The following is a 17,225-nucleotide window of genomic DNA, read 5'->3' on the forward strand; positions in this document are numbered from 1 at the left end:
ACCAACGTTTTTAATAATGATCATTTATCGCTCAGGTGGCATGCTTCCGGCCTTTTGCAGGAAAGAAACTCATGCTTATTGGCTACGTGAGGGTGTCAACTAATGACCAGAACACTGCACTTCAGCGAAACGCGCTCGAGTGTGCAGGATGTGAGCTGATTTTCGAAGACAAGATCAGCGGTAAGGTGTCCGACAGACCAGGGTTAAAAAAGGTGCTCCGGACGCTATCGGAGGGCGATACGCTGGTGGTCTGGAAACTGGATCGGCTCGGGCGAAGCATGCGACATCTTGTTGTGTTAGTGGAGGAACTGCGGGAGAAAGGGGTTAACTTCCGGAGCCTGACGGATAGCATCGATACGAGTACGCCTATGGGGCGGTTCTTCTTTCATGTAATGGGCGCATTGGCTGAAATGGAAAGGGAGCTTATTGTCGAACGCACCCGTGCAGGTTTAGAAGCTGCGCGCGCGGAAGGTCGCATTGGTGGCCGTAGGCCAAAACTAACGGATGAACAGTGGGCGCAGGCAGGGAGATTAATTGCTGCGGGGGAAACGCGTCAGCGCGTGGCAATAATTTACGATGTAGGAGTGTCAACACTATACCGAAAATTTCCTGCAGGCAGGGGGTAGACATGATGCAGGCCGCCGGTAAAGATCGATGCTGGCAACCTGCACAACTTTACAGCCCAACCTGGCGAACTGTCGGGAACTCAGATACCAGCCACATATCGGCTTCTTCAAACATATCCTCCAGCATGCGGTTCAGCTTTTCCCGATCGCTTTTACTGGCATCGCTATTCAAGCCGTTTGCCTGCATCGGCTTCACCTTCACTTCGGCATCAGGGAAAATCTGGTGCACTCGCTTTGTCAGCTCAGCCAGGATGACCTCTCTGGCGCCAGTTAAACCTTCAACATTTCTCTTGTCGTATATCAATTCAACAAACATAACTGAATCTCCTACTTACTGTAATTGTATACAGTATTGTGCAGGGGGTGGCAGCCAGTCAAATTAAAAGTACAGAGTTTTGAGTACATTTTTTAGTACATATTTTGAATTCAATGGCGTAAAATTCAATTGAAATCAATTAATTGAAAAGTTATTCCCGTAATCGTGGAAGAGAAAACCAGGTTGCTGCTTGCCGTCATTCATTGTTCAGTTATGTCCGGGATCAATTTAGCGCTCGGCCAAGAATACCAAAAAATAGCGAGGTAATCAGCAATGGCATTATCGATGCTGGATGGCGCACGCACTAAAATTGCGATGAATGCGGCTTTAATAGAATTGAATAATAAACTCTGTGCTATTAAAGGAAATTACTGGAATAAATTTCCTGAAATTGACGGGCTGGAAAATAATCTAATTGATAACCATTATTGTTATTTTTTCTGTCGGTTTGTTGTTTCTGGAAGTTTTAAAAGTCTTTTATAAACAATAGGTTTTTATAATCTTGAATTGACGACTTCATATTGTAATGAAATGTGAGTGAGGTTAAAAATTAATAATTTAAACGCCATATAATCATTGGATATATCTAATAACAGGAGGTTATATGAGCATTAGTCGGCGTAATTTTTTGCGAGGAGTGGGCATCGGTTGCTCAGCCTGCGCGATAGGGAGTTTCCCGCCAGGCGCACTGGCGCGAAATTCTCCACAGAGCATTAAGGGGAAAACATCCCTGACGCCAAGTTTGTGCGAAATGTGTTCTTTTCGCTGCCCAATTCAGGCGCAGGTAATTAATAATAAGACGGTTTTTATTCAGGGGAACCCTAATGCGCCTCAGCAGGGGACGCGGATCTGCGCTCGTGGTGGCAGCGGTGTTAGCCTGGTCAACGACCCACATCGTATTGTTAAACCCATGAAGCGCACAGGACCTCGCGGGAGCGGTGAATGGCAGGTCATTAGCTGGCAGCAGGCGTATAAAGAAATTGCTGAAAAAATGACGGCAATAAAGGCGCAGCATGGTCCGCAAGGGGTCGTATTCTCTTCCAAATCCGGTTCGCTTTCTGGTCATTTATTTCATCTGGCAACAGCATTTGGATCGCCAAACACCTTTACTCACGCGTCGACGTGTCCTGCCGGAAAAGCCATTGCCGCGAAAGTGATGATGGGCGGTGACTTAGCCATGGATATCGCCAATACCCGATATATGGTCTCTTTTGGCCATAACCTCTATGAAGGCATTGAAGTTGCCGATACGCATGAGCTAATGACCGCGCAGGAAAAGGGCGCCAAAATGGTCAGTTTCGATCCCCGTCTGTCCGTCTTCTCCAGCAAGGCGGATGAATGGCATGCGCTTAAACCGGGCGGCGACCTGCCGGTGTTAATGGCCATGTGTCACGTCATGATTAATGAAAATCTGTATGACGCAGACTTTGTGGCACGCTACACCACCGGGTTTGACCAACTGGCAGAAGCAGTACAAGAAACCACGCCGGAATGGGCGCAAAAGCAAGCGGATGTGCCTGCTGATGTTATTGTCCGGGTCACCCGCGAAATGGCCGCCTGTGCGCCTCATGCTATCGTCAGCCCAGGCCATCGCGCGACGTTTTCGCAAGAAGAAATTGATATGCGGCGTATGATTTTTACCCTCAATGCGCTGCTGGGTAATATTGAGCGTGAGGGTGGCTTGTACCAGAAAAAAGCCGCGGCAACCTACAACAAGCTGGCCGGAGAGAAGGTTGCTCCTGTGCTGGCAAAACCCGATGTCAAATTACCCAAACCAGCTGCACAGCGCATCGATCTGGTTGCCCCTCAGTTTAAGTACATTGCGGCGGGCGGTGGCGTGGTACAAAGCATTATCGACGCTGTGTTAAATCAGACGCCTTACCCGGTGAAGGGCTGGATTATGTCCCGTCACAATCCCTTCCAGACGGTAACCTGTCGGCCAGATCTGGTTAAAACCGTTGAACAGCTCGATCTGGTGGTCAGTTGCGATGTCTATTTAAGCGAAAGCGCGGCGTATGCCGATTATCTTTTGCCTGAATGTACTTACCTTGAGCGCGATGAAGAAGTCTCTGACATGTCGGGCCTGAATCCGGCCTATGCCCTGCGCCAACAGGTTGTTGAACCTATAGGCGATGCACGTCCGAGCTGGCAAATCTGGAAAGAACTGGCCGTGCAATTAGGTCTTGGGCAATTCTATCCCTGGCAGGATATGCAGACGCGACAACTGTTCCAGCTCAATGGCGATCATGCACTGTCCGCTGAACTGCGTCAGAAAGGATATCGTGAGTGGGGTGTTCCGCTGCTGCTGCGTGAACCTGAAGCGGTGCGTCAGTTTGTGGCGCGCTATCCGGGCGCTGTGGCGGTTGACGGCGACGGCACCTATGGCGAGCAACTGCGCTTTAAATCCCCGTCGGGAAAAATCGAACTCTACTCTGAGGCGCTGGAAACGCTTCTGCCTGGCTACGGCATTCCGCGCGCCCGCAATTTTGCCCTCAAAAGCGACAATGAACTCTATTTTATTCAGGGAAAAGTGGCGGTACATACCAATGGCGCGACGCAATATGTGCCACTGCTCAGTGAGCTGATGTGGGACAACGCGGTGTGGATCCACCCACAAACGGCCCGCGAAAAAGGGATTAAAAACGGCGATGAGATCTGGCTGGAAAATGCGACCGGCAAGGAAAAAGGCAAAGCGCTGGTCACTGCCGGAATTCGACCCGATACGCTGTTTGTTTATATGGGATTTGGCGCCAAGGCGGGAGCCAAAACAGCGGCGACGACGCACGGTATTCACTGCGGTAATTTGCTTCCGCATGTTACCAGTCCGGTTTCCGGTACGGTGGTACACACCGCTGGCGTTACGCTTAGTCGGGCATGAGAAAGGAGAACATCATGAATCAATCAACAAACCCTTATGTCATGCTGCATGACGAGAAACGCTGTATTGGCTGTCAGGCGTGTACAGTTGCCTGCAAGGTACTGAATGACGTGCCGGAAGGATATAGCCGCCTACAGGTGCAGATCCGTTCACCCGAACATGAACCCGAGGTGCTGTCCCATTTCCAGTTTGTTCGCGTTTCCTGTCAGCATTGTGAAGATGCGCCTTGCGTCAGCGTCTGTCCTACCGGCGCTTCATTTCGTGACGAAAATGGCATTGTGCAAGTGGATAAGTCTCGCTGTATTGGTTGCGACTACTGCGTTGCCGCTTGTCCGTTCCACGTACGCTACCTCAACCCGCAAACGGGGATTGCCGACAAATGTAACTTCTGCGCGGATACTCGCCTGGATAGTGGTCAGTCACCTGCCTGCGTTTCCGTTTGCCCGACGGATGCGCTGAAGTTTGGCCGTCGCGACGACCCGGAAATTCAGCATTGGATAAATCAAAAAGAGGTTTATCGCCAGCAGGATACGCGCAGCGGCCCGGTAAGTGTCTATCGGCGTAAAGAGATCCATCAGGAGGGAAACGTATGAATTCTATCTGGGGAGCAGAGCTTAGCTATGCGCCAGACTACTGGCCGCTGTGGCTCATTTATGCAGGCGTTGTTGTCGTGCTGATGATTGCGGGCCTGGTCACGCACGCGTTGTTGCGTCGGATGCTGGCGCCCAAAACGACAGCCGGAGAAGAGCATCGGGACTACCTCTATTCGCTGGCGGTCCGCCGCTGGCATTGGGGCAACGCGCTACTCTTTATCCTGCTACTGCTGAGTGGTTTGTTTGGCCACTTCTCAGTCGGACCGGTGGCATTGATGGTGCAAATCCATACCTGGTGCGGTTTTGCATTGTTGGCCTTCTGGATTGGCTTTGTGTTAATAAACGCAACCAGCGGCAACGGCTGCCATTATCGCGTGAAGTTGAACGGGTTGATATCACGCTGCCTGCTGCAAACGCGCTTCTATCTGTATGGCATCATGAAAGGCGAGCCGCACCCGTTTGCCGCAACGGCAGAGGACAAATTCAATCCGCTGCAACAGCTGGCCTATCTTGCCATCATGTACGCGCTGGTTCCGTTGCTGATCATCACGGGGTTGCTATGTCTTTACCCGCAGGTGATTGGGGCGGGGCCGGTGATGCTGGTGCTGCATATGGCGTTAGCGGTTGTGGGCTTACTGTTTATCTGCGCGCATATTTACCTGTGCACGCTGGGCGACACGCCGGGGCAAATTTTCCGCAGTATGATCGATGGCTATCACCGCCATCGCAGCCATCACGCAGAGACTGCGCCGCGTAAAGGGTAGTTCCGGACGAGGCTTGTCTCTGAAAATCTTTCCTGACAGCAAGAAAATGTGCCTTATGTCACATTTTCTTGCAATTTATCCATGTTTGTTCGACAGAACTTCCGTAAAAAGAACGGCTATTTCTCCCTTTTCTGAGGACATGCTGTTGAAACGCCGTTTGTTTATTGCCGCTTCACTATTCACGATGAGTTTTACGTCCGCCTGGGCGAATGATGCCGTAAGCTTCGCCCCACAACCTCCGGCGATCGCTGCCGGGGCGTGGGTATTAATGGATTACACCACGGGCCAAATTCTGACAGCCGGTAATGAACACCAGCAGCGCAATCCCGCCAGCCTGACTAAGCTGATGACCGGCTATGTTGTCGATCGCGCAATCGACAGCAACCGTATTAGTCCGACAGATATTGTCACCGTCGGGCGCGATGCGTGGGCGAAAGATAACCCGGTATTTGTCGGTTCATCCCTGATGTTCCTGAAAGAAGGGGATCGCGTTTCGGTACGCGACCTCAGCCGTGGATTAATCGTTGATTCAGGAAATGACGCTTGTGTGGCGCTGGCGGATTATATCGCCGGGGGACAACCGCAGTTTGTCGCGATGATGAATAACTATGCGCAAAAGCTGAACCTACAGGATACCCATTTTGAAACGGTACATGGCCTGGATGCGCCGGGTCAGCATAGCTCGGCGTACGACCTGGCCGTGCTGTCCCGCGCTATCATCCACGGGGAGCCGGATTTCTACCATATGTACAGTGAGAAAAGCCTGACCTGGAACGGCATCACGCAGCAAAACCGTAACGGCTTGTTATGGGATAAAACCATGAACGTTGATGGCCTGAAGACAGGGCACACGTCCGGCGCCGGGTTTAACCTGATTGCTTCCGCCGTTGACGGGCAGCGCCGCCTGATTGCGGTTGTGATGGGCGCGGAGAGTGCGAAAGGGCGCGAAGACCAGGCACGTAAACTGCTGCAGTGGGGGCAACACAACTTTGATACGGTGCAGGTTTTGCGTAGCGGTAAGCAGGTTGGTACTGAACGGATCTGGTATGGCGATAAAGAAAAAATCAGCCTCGGTACCGAGCAGGATTTCTGGATGGCCCTGCCTAAGGCGGAAGTCCCTAACATCAAAGCAAAATATGTCCTTGATAAGAAAGAACTGGTTGCGCCAATCGCCGCGCATCAACGTGTGGGGGAAATTGAACTCTACGATCGCGATAAGCTGGTGGCGCATTGGCCTCTGGTTACGCTGGAGTCCGTTGGCGAAGGCGGCGTCTTTTCGCGTCTGAGCGATTATTTCCACCACAAAGCGTAGTTTTCCCGATGCGCCAGGCTGGCAAGAGTGCGAATCTGCTCACATAATAATCACTGTTTCCTTGTGGCCGACATAGCTAAAAATTACACTGTATATAAATACAGTGTAACAGTGGAGGTTGTATGGAGTACGAGATAAAGCAGGTTGATAAACGCATGATTGCCGGTTTCCATATGGTTGGACCATGGGAACAAACGGTTAAACAGGGTTTTGAGCAGTTAATGAAGTGGGTCGACGGTAAACAGGTTGTGCCATTGGAATGGATAGCTGTTTATTACGACAATCCTGACGTGGTTCCAGCAGAAAAACTGCGCTGTGATACCGTGGTTTCTGTGCCTGAAGGTTTTGAAATACCGGAAAACAGCGAAGGGGTGATCCTCACCGAGCTGGCGGGTGGCGACTATGCTGTAGCCGTAGCGCGCGTTGAAAATCATGATTTTGCGACGCCGTGGTATCAGTTTTTTGAGCGCCTGATGCAGGATACGACTTATACGATAGCCGCTAAACCCTGCTTTGAAGTTTATATGAACAATGGCATGGAGGACGGCTACTGGGACATTGAAATGTATGTGCCGGTGCAACCGAAGTAACTGCTTAAGGTGTAAATCAGGATGATGTTTTCACCGTAAAACAGGTACAATTCGCTTCTTTGCTATTCCCTGACGGAGTGCATGAGTGCGTGCAGATAAGTCACTAAGTCCTTTTGAAATTCGTTTGTATCGTCATTATCGTGTGGTGCATGGTATTCGCATTGCGCTGGCGTTTCTTCTTACTTTTCTGTTGGTACGTCTGTTTAACATTCCTGAAGGTACATGGCCTCTGATCACGCTGGTGGTGATTATGGGGCCAATTTCTTTTTGGGGTAACGTTGTTCCCAGAGCGTTTGAGCGTATAGGCGGAACTATCCTGGGCTCAGTGCTTGGATTGATTGCCCTGCGTCTGGAACTCTTTTCGCTTCCGCTAATGCTGATATGGTGCGCGGTGGCGATGTTTCTCTGCGGCTGGCTGGCGTTGGGTAAAAGGCCCTATCAGGCGCTGTTGATTGGCATCACGCTTGCCGTGGTCGTGGGGGCGCCTGCCGGAGATATGAATACCGCGTTATGGCGCGGTGGCGATGTTATTCTGGGGTCGTTACTGGCGATGCTGTTTACCGGCATTTGGCCGCAGCGGGCATTTATACACTGGCGTATCCAACTGGCGCATTGCGTAACGGGGTACAATCGGGTTTATCAGGCCGCGCTATCCCCTAATCTGCTTGAGCAACCGCGGCTGGAGAAGCATTTACAACAGCTCTTAAGCGACGTTGTCAAAATGCGTGGGCTCATCGTTCCTGCCAGCAAAGAAACCCACATTCAAAAATCGATCTTTGAAGCTATTCAGACGGTTAATCGCAATCTGGTCTGCATGCTTGAGCTGCAAATCAATGCGCTTTGGGCCAGCCGCACCAGCCACTTTGTCATGCTGAATGCGCAAACTTTGCGTGAAAATCAGCTCATGACGCAGCAGGCGCTACTGACGATAACCCACGCTTTGTACGAAGGGAATCCGCAGCCGGTGCTAGCCAATACGGAAAAGCTCAATGACACCGTGGCGGAACTACGCCAGCTCATTGCAGAACAGAAAGGCGATAATGTCGCTGAAACGCCCATTCACGGCTACGTTTGGTTGAACATGGAAATGGCGCGGCAGTTGGAGTTACTCTCACATTTAATCTGTCGCGCGCTGCGCAAATAAAGAGCAGATGAGGGGATTGATTCTGCTGCTGCTTCGATTCAGCAAAGAATAGAGGTATGATACTGAAAAAGGCTAAAACCATTGGTAACTGCAATGGCTTACCCTCAATAATTCAGGTTTCAACCATGCATTGTCGATGCAGATGCAACTTGAAGTATGGCGGGCATGAAAGTAATGTTGACCCACTTTAGCCGTTGTTTTAACGAATCCGAATCTCACATTATCAGGGGTGTAAAAATGGAAACTACCAAGCCTTCTTTCCAGGACGTGCTGGAATTTGTTCGTCTGTTCCGTCGTAAAAACAAACTGCAACGTGAAATCCAGGACGTTGAGAAAAAGATCCGTGACAACCAGAAACGCGTTCTGCTGTTAGATAACCTGAGCGACTACATCAAGCCTGGAATGAGCGTGGAAGCGATTCAGGGCATTATTGCCAGCATGAAAAGCGATTATGAAGATCGTGTTGATGATTACATCATCAAAAATGCCGAGATCTCTAAAGAACGCCGCGATATCTCTAAGAAGCTGAAAGCGATGGGCGAAGTGAAAAACGCCGAAGCGAAAGCCGAGTAACGATTATATCTTTGTTCGGGTCGCTGCATTGCGGCGACCCTTATTGCAGTTCGACCCCACCAGTAACCATCCGCAACAAATGCTGTTCCGGCCAGTGGGCCGTTAGTTTTTTCTGCGCCAGCATCCATTTAATGTAATCCACATCATGTCGCTTTCTGTCCAGCATCAGCCCGACTACGCTGCCGCTGTGCGCGACGTTGACGCCGTATAAATCACATTCTTCTACCAGCGCTAACAGTGAATCAAAATCCGGTTTTGGTAACAGTAACTGGCTGGCGATCGCGCTAAGCGTAGCGGCTTCTCCCAGGCGGTAAGGATTTTGGCTGATACAGGCTTCCTGCACTTTTTCCCATGCCCGTTTTAATGCCGCTGCTCCCGCCTGCAAGCCGGAATGACGTGGAATACGGTGATAATCCGCGGTACGTAATGTTTCCGGACTTTCAAGAACCAGCAGATCGAGTTGAGGCTGAGTTTCACAGGCAATTTGCGTGGAGGCGTTGTTATGATCGAAAAGAGTAAGCTTCCGAAAAACGGTGCTGTCGGTCGGCTCCAGCGAAACACAAAGCTGCGCCAGTGCCGGTTCGTCCAGTTGATGGCCGAGGTAATGCGCCGTGGCGATCGCCGTGGCGGCAATATCCGCAGTGCTGCTGGCCATCCCTTTAGCGACGGGAATGGTTGACTGAACATCAATTCGGATATCCTGACTAAGATGCGCCGGGTACTGCCAGTGCTGTAATAACCTGTCTACCATTGCCCGGGAAAGTGGACGTTCGTCCGTTAGCGGTGAGCCTGAACTGACCTCAACGGTGCTATACCATTCGACCGGGCAGGAGACCAGTTTCTCACTGCCCAGAATCCAGCCCTGGATAAGTTCTCCGCACGATGCGGGACATTGCGCAACAGCCACGTCTTCACCTTTGTGTTCAGCAATCCTCGGCGCATAGTGTCATGGCGATCGCGCTATTACCATGATTTGCCGCAATTTGCGGTGTGGCAATATCAGGCGGGAATGCCCAATGTCACAGTTTCTGATATCGCTAAACGCATAACGTCCTGAGCTATCATTAACTCTTCATTGGTATTAATCACCGCCACTTTGACCACCGCATTTTCCGTCTGAATAAAGGTGGCGTTACGCTGATTTTTTTCTTCATCAACGGCCAGACCTAAGAAATTCAGGTTGTGACAAATTGCGGTGCGGGCCCGTGCTGAGTTCTCGCCAATTCCTCCGGTAAACACCAGCGCATCCAGGCCGCCCATCTGCATAATATAGCTGCCAATAGTGGCGCGAATCCGCTCGGCAAAAAGCGTCAACGCCAGTGCGGCCTGGTGATTGCCCGTATCTGCGGCATGTTCAACATCACGATAGTCGGGTGAAATACCAGAAACGCCGAGCAATCCAGATTCATTGTTGAGCAATTGGTTGAGCTGCTGGGGAGTTTTGCCTTCACGCAGGGCAATCCACGGCAAAATGGATGGATCAATATCGCCACTTCGCGTGCCCATCATTACGCCAGACTGCGGCGTAAAGCCCATTGATGTATTTACCGAATGCCCGCCTTTGATAGCACAGATGCTGCTGCCGTTGCCCAAATGACAACAAACAACGCGCAGGGCGCTGAGCGGCACGCCCAGTTTTTCAGCCAGCTTAGCGCTGACGTACTTGTGGCTGGTGCCATGAAAACCATAGCGACGAATACCCAACTCTGAATAGTAGCGCCAGGGCAGAGGATAGATGAAAGAGGGTTCATCAAGGGTCTGATGAAAAGCCGTGTCAAAAACCGCAACGGCCGGCGTATTTGGCAATAGCTGGCGAAATACCGCAATTCCCAACGCATTTACCGGGTTATGAAGCGGTGCCAGTTCTGCAAGGCGTTCGATTTCCGCCAGCGTTTCATCGGTTACCAGCGCGGAATCTTTAAAGGATTCTCCGCCGTGGGCGACGCGATGGCCAACGCCGTCAATCTCTTCCAGACTGCTGATAATATTGTGACTGAGCAGTTTTTCCAGCAGCAGCGTCACTGCTTCACGGTGATCGGCTACGGGCAAAGTCTCCTGCCATTTCTGCGCTGGTGCTTTTAGGGTGACATGCGCATCAGACATACCGATACGCTCAATCAGTCCCTGGCAAATCATTTCACCCTGTGGCATCGCCAGTAGCTGAAACTTAAGCGAGGAGCTGCCTGCATTAATGGCCATTATTTTGTGAGACATGAAGGTTCCTTTGCATTCAGAAAAGTGAACATCTCATCGACACCGGTATTCTCCAGCGCGCTGGTGACAAATACTTTTTGTGCGCCAGCCTGAACTAACCAACTCTCCACAAGAGAAATACGCTGCGGGTTAGCTAAATCGGCTTTGGTGACGAGACCGATAACGGGACGGTTCATGGGACCTGTAAAACCTGGAGAAAAAGGTGACCATGGCGCGTCAGCATTCAGAACCAGCGCGATAATGTCTGCTTCACAGGCGCTGACCAGCAGCGCGCTGTACAGGCAGCGGTTTTCGAGATATTCGCCCGGTGTGTCTATTGCCGTAGGAGACCAGACTATGGCCTGGGTCTTCTGATAGTGAAGCGCCTCTCCCCGCATGCACTGCGTGATCGACGTTTTACCGCACTGGCTGGGGCCAATTAGCATTATGCGTTTCATGCTTTACGTCCGGGTGATGGGGCAAGCGGTAAAACGCATCATTTCGCCCAGCGTTCGGGTTACTTGTTTCAGCGCGTACTCAACGGCGGAAACATCGCCAGTCAGTACCACCGCGCCGGTAAACCGGTCGAGAAAGCCAATCTCTACCGCCCCGGATTTCGTGGCGATATCACAGGCGATGATTGAGGCTTCGCTAGGGGTAATGGTCAGAATACCGATTGCGGAAACTGAATCTGGTAATCCCAGTTTCTTGAACAAATCTTTACCAGGATTGGCGATAAGATGCGCCAGCGTGACCTGCTTGCCTGGAACATATTCCTGAATCATTCGATCCGTGGTGGGTTGTCTTTCCATTATCCCTCCACCATTTGTCGCCACATGCTTTCATGCGGGCGAGGTATGACCGAGCGGTAAACCAGCAGGCCTTTTTCACCCGCACTTTCACTGGCAACCGTTACCGCGTTATTCACATCCGACACATCGCCGGCAACGACCATGTAGCACTTGCCGCCAATACCAAATGCCATATGGACGCGAACCAGCGTGACGTTAGAGGCTTTAACCGCCCGGTCGGCGGCGCAGATGCAGGCAGCAACGCTCCATGTTTCGACAATGCCAACTGCCTGACGCTTATCCACGCTGTTTAGTCCGCTGATTGCGGGAAGTACGCTGGCATGAATGTTGGGGAGTACCAAACTGTCAACGAGCATATCGCCAGCCAGAGATGTTCCAGTGGCTATCGCCTGTTGTACGGCACCTACGTCACCACCGAGCATGAGCAGAAATTTTCCCGGGCAGATGGTCTTGCTGACCAGTAAATTCACATTCGCGCTTTTTAACATGGCATCGCCAGCTTCCATTCCTTTGGCAATGCTGGTGAGTTCTAAAATCCCTATAGCCTGAGACATGATTAACCTCTAATTACCGTGATGGATTGCTCAGTGATTTCGCTGACAATACCGTCAATACTGGCGTGAACAGGCGCGCCTAATGCACCGGACGGCACATCGGCAACGCATTGACCGCGAACAACGCGTTCACCTTGCTGTACACATGGGGTGGCGCTGGCGCCAATATGCTGGCGTAGCAACAGCGTCGTTTTATCGGTGGAATAATCAGTCTCAGCCAGTGGCGCGTCGTGATACCAGTCGCTAAGACCCAGTTTGGTGATAAGGCGTTTAACCGGGATCAGCCGGTACTTCGCCATTTCATCCTCAGGATTTAGCGGCCCTTCATATCGATGGTTGAGAGCCCGCAGCTCGCGTTTAAGCATGCGGTTGATTCGCATCGGTGATATCCCAACCGGACAGGCTACGCTTTCACACACATTGCATTCTGAACAGGTCAGGGCTGTGAGCAGCAGTTGCGGCGTGGCCGCCTGCTGATAATTCACCGCACGAACCAACAGGTGCGGGGATAATTCATGGCCGATCAAATGCCTTGGGCACAAATCCGTACACAAACGGCACTGCTCGCAAACGGTTTTTGCTACAGAAAGCACAGTGCGTTCATCCTGCATCCGCCGCTGAATCAACGCATGAGACTTAGGCAAAACCAGCAGGCCTCCGGTGGTCTTGCTGACTGGGGTATCCAGTGAAGTAATCAGGCCGCCCATCATCGGACCACCGTTGATAAAGCCGGGATCGTCAACGGTTGCGCCGCCGGCCAACGCCAGAACATCACGTAAAGACATTCCGATAGGGACAGTGAGGGTGATTGGTTTGGCGACTGCGCCGTTAACGGTCAGGGTACGACGCGTAACGGCGTACTGTTGCTCAACTGCTCTCGCGATGTTGAGCACGGTCTGGACGTTATTGACTACTACGCCGACGCTAACAGGCAACGCGGCAGGCGGAACTCTCCGACCTGTTGCCATCCAGATGGTCAGAACCTCATCACCTGCCGGGTAGACATCAGGCAAAATATGTAAGCGGATCCCGGCAGGCAGAAGGGGCGTTAACGCCTTGATCGCTTTTTGGTATTTCTCTTTGAGCGCAATAATTCCGGCACTGGCTCCGGTAGCCGTCATGGCATATTGAACGCCGCGGATAAGTCGCTCAGCCTGGACGGCCATTAACTGCTGGTCAACTTTCAGCATTGGCTCACATTCCGCCGCATTGACCAGAAATGTATCGACCTGCGCCTGTAATTTTACGTGAGCAGGAAAGCCCGCGCCTCCTGCCCCGACAACACCCGCTGCGCGAACGCGTTCGCGAATTGTCTGCGCATCATAAAGCGTGGACTCTGCCGTCATGGCTGTCTTCATAATAATTCCTCAAGCAGTTCCTGCATGGCACTGGCGTCGGCAACACGCGGATTGGTTTGCAGGGTGACGTCAGCCAGCGCGGCCTGAACCATCGACGGTATACGTTGTGACCAGGCTTGCTTTCCGTCTTTAAGCGCGTCAACAAAAGAAGGTAACGCACACTGTTTTTTGAGTAGCTCGATATGACGAATAAGCGCATTCAATGCCGCTGTATCGTTCGCGCTATCCGGGCATAAGTGACAGGCTTTAGCGAAACGGGCATAGCGCTTAGCAGCCCGCGGATCGCGGGCATTAAAATGAATGACATGGGTCAGCAGCAGCGCATTGGCAAGTCCGTGCGGCAGATGAAACTGACCGCCCAACTGATGGGCAATCGCATGATTGATCCCCAGTCCAGCCTGACTGAATGCCATTCCCGCGAGCGTTGAGGCGTTGTGCATTTTCCCTCTGGTTGCCAGGCATTCGCCTTTACTGACGGCGACAGGCAGGTACTGGAAGACGATTTGTGCCGCTTTTTCAGCCAGCGCGTCAGTGAAGTCGCTGGCTTTTGTGGACACGTAAGCCTCCAGCGCATGCGTTAACACGTCCATGCCGGTATTTGCGGTTATGGCTGGCGGAACGCTGACGACCAGCGTCGGATCAAGGATGGCCATGTCCGGATAAAGCGCATTATTGAATAATGGATATTTAATGCCTTTATCCGGATCGCTAATCACGCAGGCGCTGGTGACTTCCGAGCCTGTGCCGCTGGTGGTAGGGATAGCGACACAGGTTTCAATTTCAATACCGAACTGTCGGCTGAACCAGACGATGGCTTTTGCAGCGTCCAGAGCTGAGCCGCCACCAAAACCAATGACGACATCTGGTCGCAGGGACTGCATTTGCGCAATCCCATGTACTACCGTGTTAATGGTAGGATCGGGAGTAATGTCGCTGAAAATGCTGATGCGGTTATCCGCTGGCAGAGCGTCGCGCAGCTTTTCAATCAGGGGGGAGCGCGCGAGAAAACCATCGCAGATAATCCAGATATGCTTATTCGTGAAGCGCTTGAGCACATCCAGACTTCCCTGGCCGCTGTACAATCGAGTTTGCAGTGAAAAGCTTTTCATAACGGCCCCATTAGCGAATAGAAAAACCGTTTGTCAGCACGCAACGACGAGAGCGTGCGAAAGTGCGCGCAGATGTTGTTCCCTCGCCAGTTGGCGTCGCAATGGTGAAAGTAGTAAAGCCTTCACCACCCACGCCAATCCCGGCGTAAGAGGGGCCATTTTTCACAAAGATGGAGGTCTGAAGCGTGCGCGCGGCAAGGTTCAAACGTGACACATTCTGCGAATGCATAATGGCGGTGTGATGCAATCCCTCTTCAACCTTGAGGGCCAACGTTAACGCGCTGTCAAAATCGCTCACCGTGACGACGGGGAGCATTGGCATCAGTTGCTCGCTGGTCACCCACGGGTCGTCAGCCTTGACGATGCCTATCAGTAATCGAGGCGCTTTTGCCGGAACCGGTATTCCTGCTGCTTCCAGTAAGATTGCCGGGCTTTTACCCACCAGTTTTTTATTGGCCACGCCTTCTGGCAGACAGGCTGCGCGCAGTTTGTCTACCTCTTCGTTATTGAGTAGCATCGCGCCAAAAGACTGCATTTGTTGAACCAGTCGTTCAGCAACAGCATCAACAACAATCAGGCTCTTCTCAGCAATGCAGGGGAGGTTGTAATCAAAGGATGCGCCATTGATGATATCTTCCGCCGCCTTAACCAGGTCGGCCGTTTCATCAACAATGCAGGGCGGATTCCCTGCGCCTGCGCCAATGACTTTCTTCCCGCTTTTCATGCCCATAGCAACAATGCCAGGGCCACCGGTAATCGCCAGAACTGCGATTTTAGGGTGCGCCATCATCTGCTGGGTAGCCTCAAAGGTGGGTTCTGTGACCGTGACGACAAGATTGCGAATCCCGCAGCAACGGAAAGCAATATCTTCAATCATGGCAATCAGCTTCAGTGAGACTGCTTTAGCACCCGGATGCGGGCTAAAATAAACGCTATTTCCCGCAGCCAGCATACTGATGCTGTTGTTAATAATGGTTTCCGTCGGGTTGGTGCTTGGGGCGACGGAGCCAATTACGCCAAATGGAGAATACTCAAATAACACCATGCCGCCGTCGCCGGTTAGCGCCGTGGTGGTGAGATCTTCGATACCCGGGGTGTTGTCCAGCGCGGCTTTATTTTTAAGGAACTTATCCTCTTTGTTGCCCATTCCCGTTTCGGCAGCGCTCTCAGCGGCCAGTGAAGCAAGATGAGGCGTCAGTTCTTCGCGCAGGGCGTTTATGATGGCGCTGCGGGTTTTCAATGGACATTGCTGGTAACGCAGAAAAGCCTGATGAGCGGCATCGATCGCTTCGCCAACGGACGGAAAAATTCCGTTATTCTTAACGTCTGTTTTTGCCGGGGCGAGTTGTTCACTCAAAATGTTACGAATAAGGGTTTCAAGTTCTGAAGTATTCATTGATGTGTTCTCACGTTAATCGCCGCAATGGCCGTTTCTGCAATGTCCATATCCTGCTCAACGCTTCCCCCGCTGATGCCAAGACCCCCAAGGAGTAAACCCTCACGCCATAAAGCGTACCCGCCACCAAAGGTGACGACTTTTCCCTGCATATGGCTTTCCAGACCGTAAAGCGCGGCGCCTGGTTGTACCTCTGATGTCAACTCATGCGTGGCGGTTTTCATCGCCACGGCAGTCCAGGCTTTCTTCGGCGCCAGTTCGCTACTGACGAGTAATGCGTCAGGCATGCGCCAGGCCACCGTTTGGGTCCCGTTCGCATCGACAATGCTGATGACGACCGGAACCTGGAGTTCTTCTGCTCTCATTACCGCAGCGCAAGTGAGTTGGTGGAGTTCCTGAAAAGACAGAGACATAGCCGGCTCCCTCGTGGCTGAAGTACGGATGGCGGCAAGATAGCGCTCCGCCACCTTCTGAATAATGTCGTTTTGATGGGCGTCATGATCTTCTGCACGTGCAAGCGCATATAAACAGTCGGACAGGCGATTGATATAACGCATCAGCACGTGTCTGACGGCGATCTCGGTGGAGAGCTCGACCAGTCGCCTCTCTGCGCGACGAGCCAGCGTGCGGGCAAAATGCAGACGGCTGGCGGCTTCACTGCGGCCAGGTAAGATAAAGCTGCGCAGGGGAGGTACCCTGCCCATTGCGGTATCGATGGCGGCTTCCAGTGCTGCAATTTCTTCCGAGCTGATATAACGCTGCTCTGGCGTTGGTTCTTCGCTTTCGCTTGCCAGCTCGGCGCTGAACCAAAAAAGCTGCAGTTGAATGTTTTCAAGTAACTGGCGGTGCTGCGGGTTTTTCGCCGCGCAAACGCACAGGCTAAGCGCCGCATTAAGTTCATCCAGCGTACCGTAAGCCTCGACGCGCGGGTGCGTTTTGCTCACGCGTTGCCCGGTAAAAAGGGCCGTTGTGCCAGCATCGCCGGTGCGGGTATAAATCGCCATAGT

General features: G+C 52.1%; 19 protein-coding genes. 9 read left to right on the plus strand and 10 right to left on the minus strand.

What is annotated here, in order from left to right; all coding sequences use genetic code 11:
- Window positions 1–71 precede the first annotated feature (71 nt).
- Complete coding sequence (locus OGW16_RS14755; protein WP_286518572.1) at window positions 72–626, plus strand: recombinase family protein; 555 nt, start codon at window positions 72–74, stop codon at window positions 624–626.
- A 49-nt stretch (window positions 627–675) separates the two neighbouring features.
- On the opposite strand, the gene OGW16_RS14760 is transcribed toward OGW16_RS14755, so the two are convergent.
- Window positions 676–942: a DinI family protein gene (locus OGW16_RS14760; protein WP_286518573.1), complete on the minus strand. Its 267-nt coding sequence runs from the start codon at window positions 940–942 to the stop codon at window positions 676–678.
- Between the two features lie 273 nt (window positions 943–1,215).
- On the opposite strand from OGW16_RS14760, the gene OGW16_RS14765 reads away from it, so the two are divergent.
- The 8 genes from OGW16_RS14765 (at window position 1,216) to OGW16_RS14800 (ending at window position 8,796) form a co-directional block, all read left to right on the plus strand.
- Window positions 1,216–1,425: a hypothetical protein gene (locus OGW16_RS14765; RefSeq protein WP_047410208.1), complete on the plus strand. Its 210-nt coding sequence runs from the start codon at window positions 1,216–1,218 to the stop codon at window positions 1,423–1,425.
- Window positions 1,426–1,546: 121 nt separating this feature from the next.
- Window positions 1,547–3,820 carry a thiosulfate reductase PhsA gene (phsA, locus tag OGW16_RS14770; protein ID WP_047410211.1) on the plus strand — a complete coding sequence of 758 codons (2,274 nt, stop codon included), beginning with the start codon at window positions 1,547–1,549 and terminating at the stop codon, window positions 3,818–3,820.
- 14 nt (window positions 3,821–3,834) lie between these two features.
- Window positions 3,835–4,413 (plus strand): thiosulfate reductase electron transport protein PhsB, encoded by a 579-nt coding sequence (phsB, locus tag OGW16_RS14775; RefSeq protein ID WP_075145980.1) that lies wholly within the window; start codon window positions 3,835–3,837, stop codon window positions 4,411–4,413.
- Window positions 4,410–5,177: a thiosulfate reductase cytochrome B subunit gene (gene phsC / locus OGW16_RS14780; RefSeq protein WP_100194524.1), complete on the plus strand. Its 768-nt coding sequence runs from the start codon at window positions 4,410–4,412 to the stop codon at window positions 5,175–5,177. The genes phsB and phsC overlap by 4 nt, the downstream gene beginning before the upstream one ends.
- A gap of 139 nt (window positions 5,178–5,316) precedes the next feature.
- Window positions 5,317–6,489, plus strand: a complete 1,173-nt coding sequence (gene dacD, locus OGW16_RS14785) for a serine-type D-Ala-D-Ala carboxypeptidase DacD (protein WP_043016841.1) — start codon at window positions 5,317–5,319, stop codon at window positions 6,487–6,489.
- A 122-nt stretch (window positions 6,490–6,611) separates the two neighbouring features.
- The gene (gene sbmC / locus OGW16_RS14790; protein WP_043016840.1) at window positions 6,612–7,079 is read left to right on the plus strand and encodes a DNA gyrase inhibitor SbmC; all 468 of its coding nucleotides are present in this window, start codon (window positions 6,612–6,614) and stop codon (window positions 7,077–7,079) included.
- Window positions 7,080–7,164: 85 nt separating this feature from the next.
- Window positions 7,165–8,223 carry an FUSC family protein gene (locus OGW16_RS14795; RefSeq protein ID WP_043016839.1) on the plus strand — a complete coding sequence of 353 codons (1,059 nt, stop codon included), beginning with the start codon at window positions 7,165–7,167 and terminating at the stop codon, window positions 8,221–8,223.
- A gap of 237 nt (window positions 8,224–8,460) precedes the next feature.
- Complete coding sequence (locus OGW16_RS14800; protein ID WP_043016838.1) at window positions 8,461–8,796, plus strand: DUF496 family protein; 336 nt, start codon at window positions 8,461–8,463, stop codon at window positions 8,794–8,796.
- Between the two features lie 40 nt (window positions 8,797–8,836).
- On the opposite strand, the gene OGW16_RS14805 is transcribed toward OGW16_RS14800, so the two are convergent.
- The 9 genes from OGW16_RS14805 to pduO all read right to left on the minus strand — a co-directional run bounded on the left by OGW16_RS14805 (window position 8,837) and on the right by pduO (window position 17,222).
- Complete coding sequence (locus OGW16_RS14805; protein WP_075145982.1) at window positions 8,837–9,703, minus strand: GHMP family kinase ATP-binding protein; 867 nt, start codon at window positions 9,701–9,703, stop codon at window positions 8,837–8,839.
- Window positions 9,704–9,795: 92 nt separating this feature from the next.
- A complete protein-coding gene (locus OGW16_RS14810) occupies window positions 9,796–11,010 on the minus strand; it encodes an acetate/propionate family kinase (RefSeq protein ID WP_043016836.1) in 1,215 nt (404 codons plus the stop codon).
- Window positions 10,995–11,447 carry a propanediol utilization protein PduV gene (gene pduV, locus OGW16_RS14815; RefSeq protein WP_043016835.1) on the minus strand — a complete coding sequence of 151 codons (453 nt, stop codon included), beginning with the start codon at window positions 11,445–11,447 and terminating at the stop codon, window positions 10,995–10,997. The genes OGW16_RS14810 and pduV overlap by 16 nt, the downstream gene beginning before the upstream one ends.
- Window positions 11,448–11,450: 3 nt before the next feature.
- Window positions 11,451–11,801 carry a propanediol utilization microcompartment protein PduU gene (pduU, locus tag OGW16_RS14820; RefSeq protein WP_003030198.1) on the minus strand — a complete coding sequence of 117 codons (351 nt, stop codon included), beginning with the start codon at window positions 11,799–11,801 and terminating at the stop codon, window positions 11,451–11,453.
- A complete protein-coding gene (gene pduT / locus OGW16_RS14825; protein WP_003030201.1) occupies window positions 11,801–12,355 on the minus strand; it encodes a propanediol utilization microcompartment protein PduT in 555 nt (184 codons plus the stop codon). The genes pduU and pduT overlap by 1 nt, the downstream gene beginning before the upstream one ends.
- Before the next feature lie 2 nt (window positions 12,356–12,357).
- A complete protein-coding gene (pduS, locus tag OGW16_RS14830; protein WP_043016834.1) occupies window positions 12,358–13,713 on the minus strand; it encodes a cobalamin reductase PduS in 1,356 nt (451 codons plus the stop codon).
- Window positions 13,710–14,822 (minus strand): 1-propanol dehydrogenase PduQ, encoded by a 1,113-nt coding sequence (locus OGW16_RS14835; RefSeq protein WP_043016833.1) that lies wholly within the window; start codon window positions 14,820–14,822, stop codon window positions 13,710–13,712. The genes pduS and OGW16_RS14835 overlap by 4 nt, the downstream gene beginning before the upstream one ends.
- A 10-nt stretch (window positions 14,823–14,832) precedes the next feature.
- Window positions 14,833–16,218 carry a CoA-acylating propionaldehyde dehydrogenase PduP gene (gene pduP, locus OGW16_RS14840; protein ID WP_043016832.1) on the minus strand — a complete coding sequence of 462 codons (1,386 nt, stop codon included), beginning with the start codon at window positions 16,216–16,218 and terminating at the stop codon, window positions 14,833–14,835.
- Window positions 16,215–17,222 carry a two-domain cob(I)yrinic acid a,c-diamide adenosyltransferase PduO gene (pduO, locus tag OGW16_RS14845; protein WP_075145984.1) on the minus strand — a complete coding sequence of 336 codons (1,008 nt, stop codon included), beginning with the start codon at window positions 17,220–17,222 and terminating at the stop codon, window positions 16,215–16,217. The genes pduP and pduO overlap by 4 nt, the downstream gene beginning before the upstream one ends.
- Window positions 17,223–17,225 lie beyond the last annotated feature (3 nt).

It is taken from the genome of Citrobacter sp. Ce104 (genome assembly GCF_030334595.1).
GTDB lineage: Bacteria > Pseudomonadota > Gammaproteobacteria > Enterobacterales > Enterobacteriaceae > Citrobacter > Citrobacter europaeus.

Excerpts from the sequence above, each read along its gene's own strand:
- OGW16_RS14755 (WP_286518572.1), top strand. The coding sequence starts at position 72 with ATGCTTATTGGCTACGTGAGGGTGTCAACTAATGACCAGAACACTGCA.
- OGW16_RS14760 (WP_286518573.1), bottom strand. The coding sequence starts at position 942 with ATGTTTGTTGAATTGATATACGACAAGAGAAATGTTGAAGGTTTAACT.
- OGW16_RS14765 (WP_047410208.1), top strand. The coding sequence starts at position 1,216 with ATGGCATTATCGATGCTGGATGGCGCACGCACTAAAATTGCGATGAAT.
- phsA (WP_047410211.1), top strand. The coding sequence starts at position 1,547 with ATGAGCATTAGTCGGCGTAATTTTTTGCGAGGAGTGGGCATCGGTTGC.
- phsB (WP_075145980.1), top strand. The coding sequence starts at position 3,835 with ATGAATCAATCAACAAACCCTTATGTCATGCTGCATGACGAGAAACGC.
- phsC (WP_100194524.1), top strand. The coding sequence starts at position 4,410 with ATGAATTCTATCTGGGGAGCAGAGCTTAGCTATGCGCCAGACTACTGG.
- dacD (WP_043016841.1), top strand. The coding sequence starts at position 5,317 with ATGCTGTTGAAACGCCGTTTGTTTATTGCCGCTTCACTATTCACGATG.
- sbmC (WP_043016840.1), top strand. The coding sequence starts at position 6,612 with ATGGAGTACGAGATAAAGCAGGTTGATAAACGCATGATTGCCGGTTTC.
- OGW16_RS14800 (WP_043016838.1), top strand. The coding sequence starts at position 8,461 with ATGGAAACTACCAAGCCTTCTTTCCAGGACGTGCTGGAATTTGTTCGT.
- OGW16_RS14810 (WP_043016836.1), bottom strand. The coding sequence starts at position 11,010 with ATGTCTCACAAAATAATGGCCATTAATGCAGGCAGCTCCTCGCTTAAG.
- pduV (WP_043016835.1), bottom strand. The coding sequence starts at position 11,447 with ATGAAACGCATAATGCTAATTGGCCCCAGCCAGTGCGGTAAAACGTCG.
- pduU (WP_003030198.1), bottom strand. The coding sequence starts at position 11,801 with ATGGAAAGACAACCCACCACGGATCGAATGATTCAGGAATATGTTCCA.
- pduT (WP_003030201.1), bottom strand. The coding sequence starts at position 12,355 with ATGTCTCAGGCTATAGGGATTTTAGAACTCACCAGCATTGCCAAAGGA.
- pduS (WP_043016834.1), bottom strand. The coding sequence starts at position 13,713 with ATGAAGACAGCCATGACGGCAGAGTCCACGCTTTATGATGCGCAGACA.
- OGW16_RS14835 (WP_043016833.1), bottom strand. The coding sequence starts at position 14,822 with ATGAAAAGCTTTTCACTGCAAACTCGATTGTACAGCGGCCAGGGAAGT.
- pduP (WP_043016832.1), bottom strand. The coding sequence starts at position 16,218 with ATGAATACTTCAGAACTTGAAACCCTTATTCGTAACATTTTGAGTGAA.
- pduO (WP_075145984.1), bottom strand. The coding sequence starts at position 17,222 with ATGGCGATTTATACCCGCACCGGCGATGCTGGCACAACGGCCCTTTTT.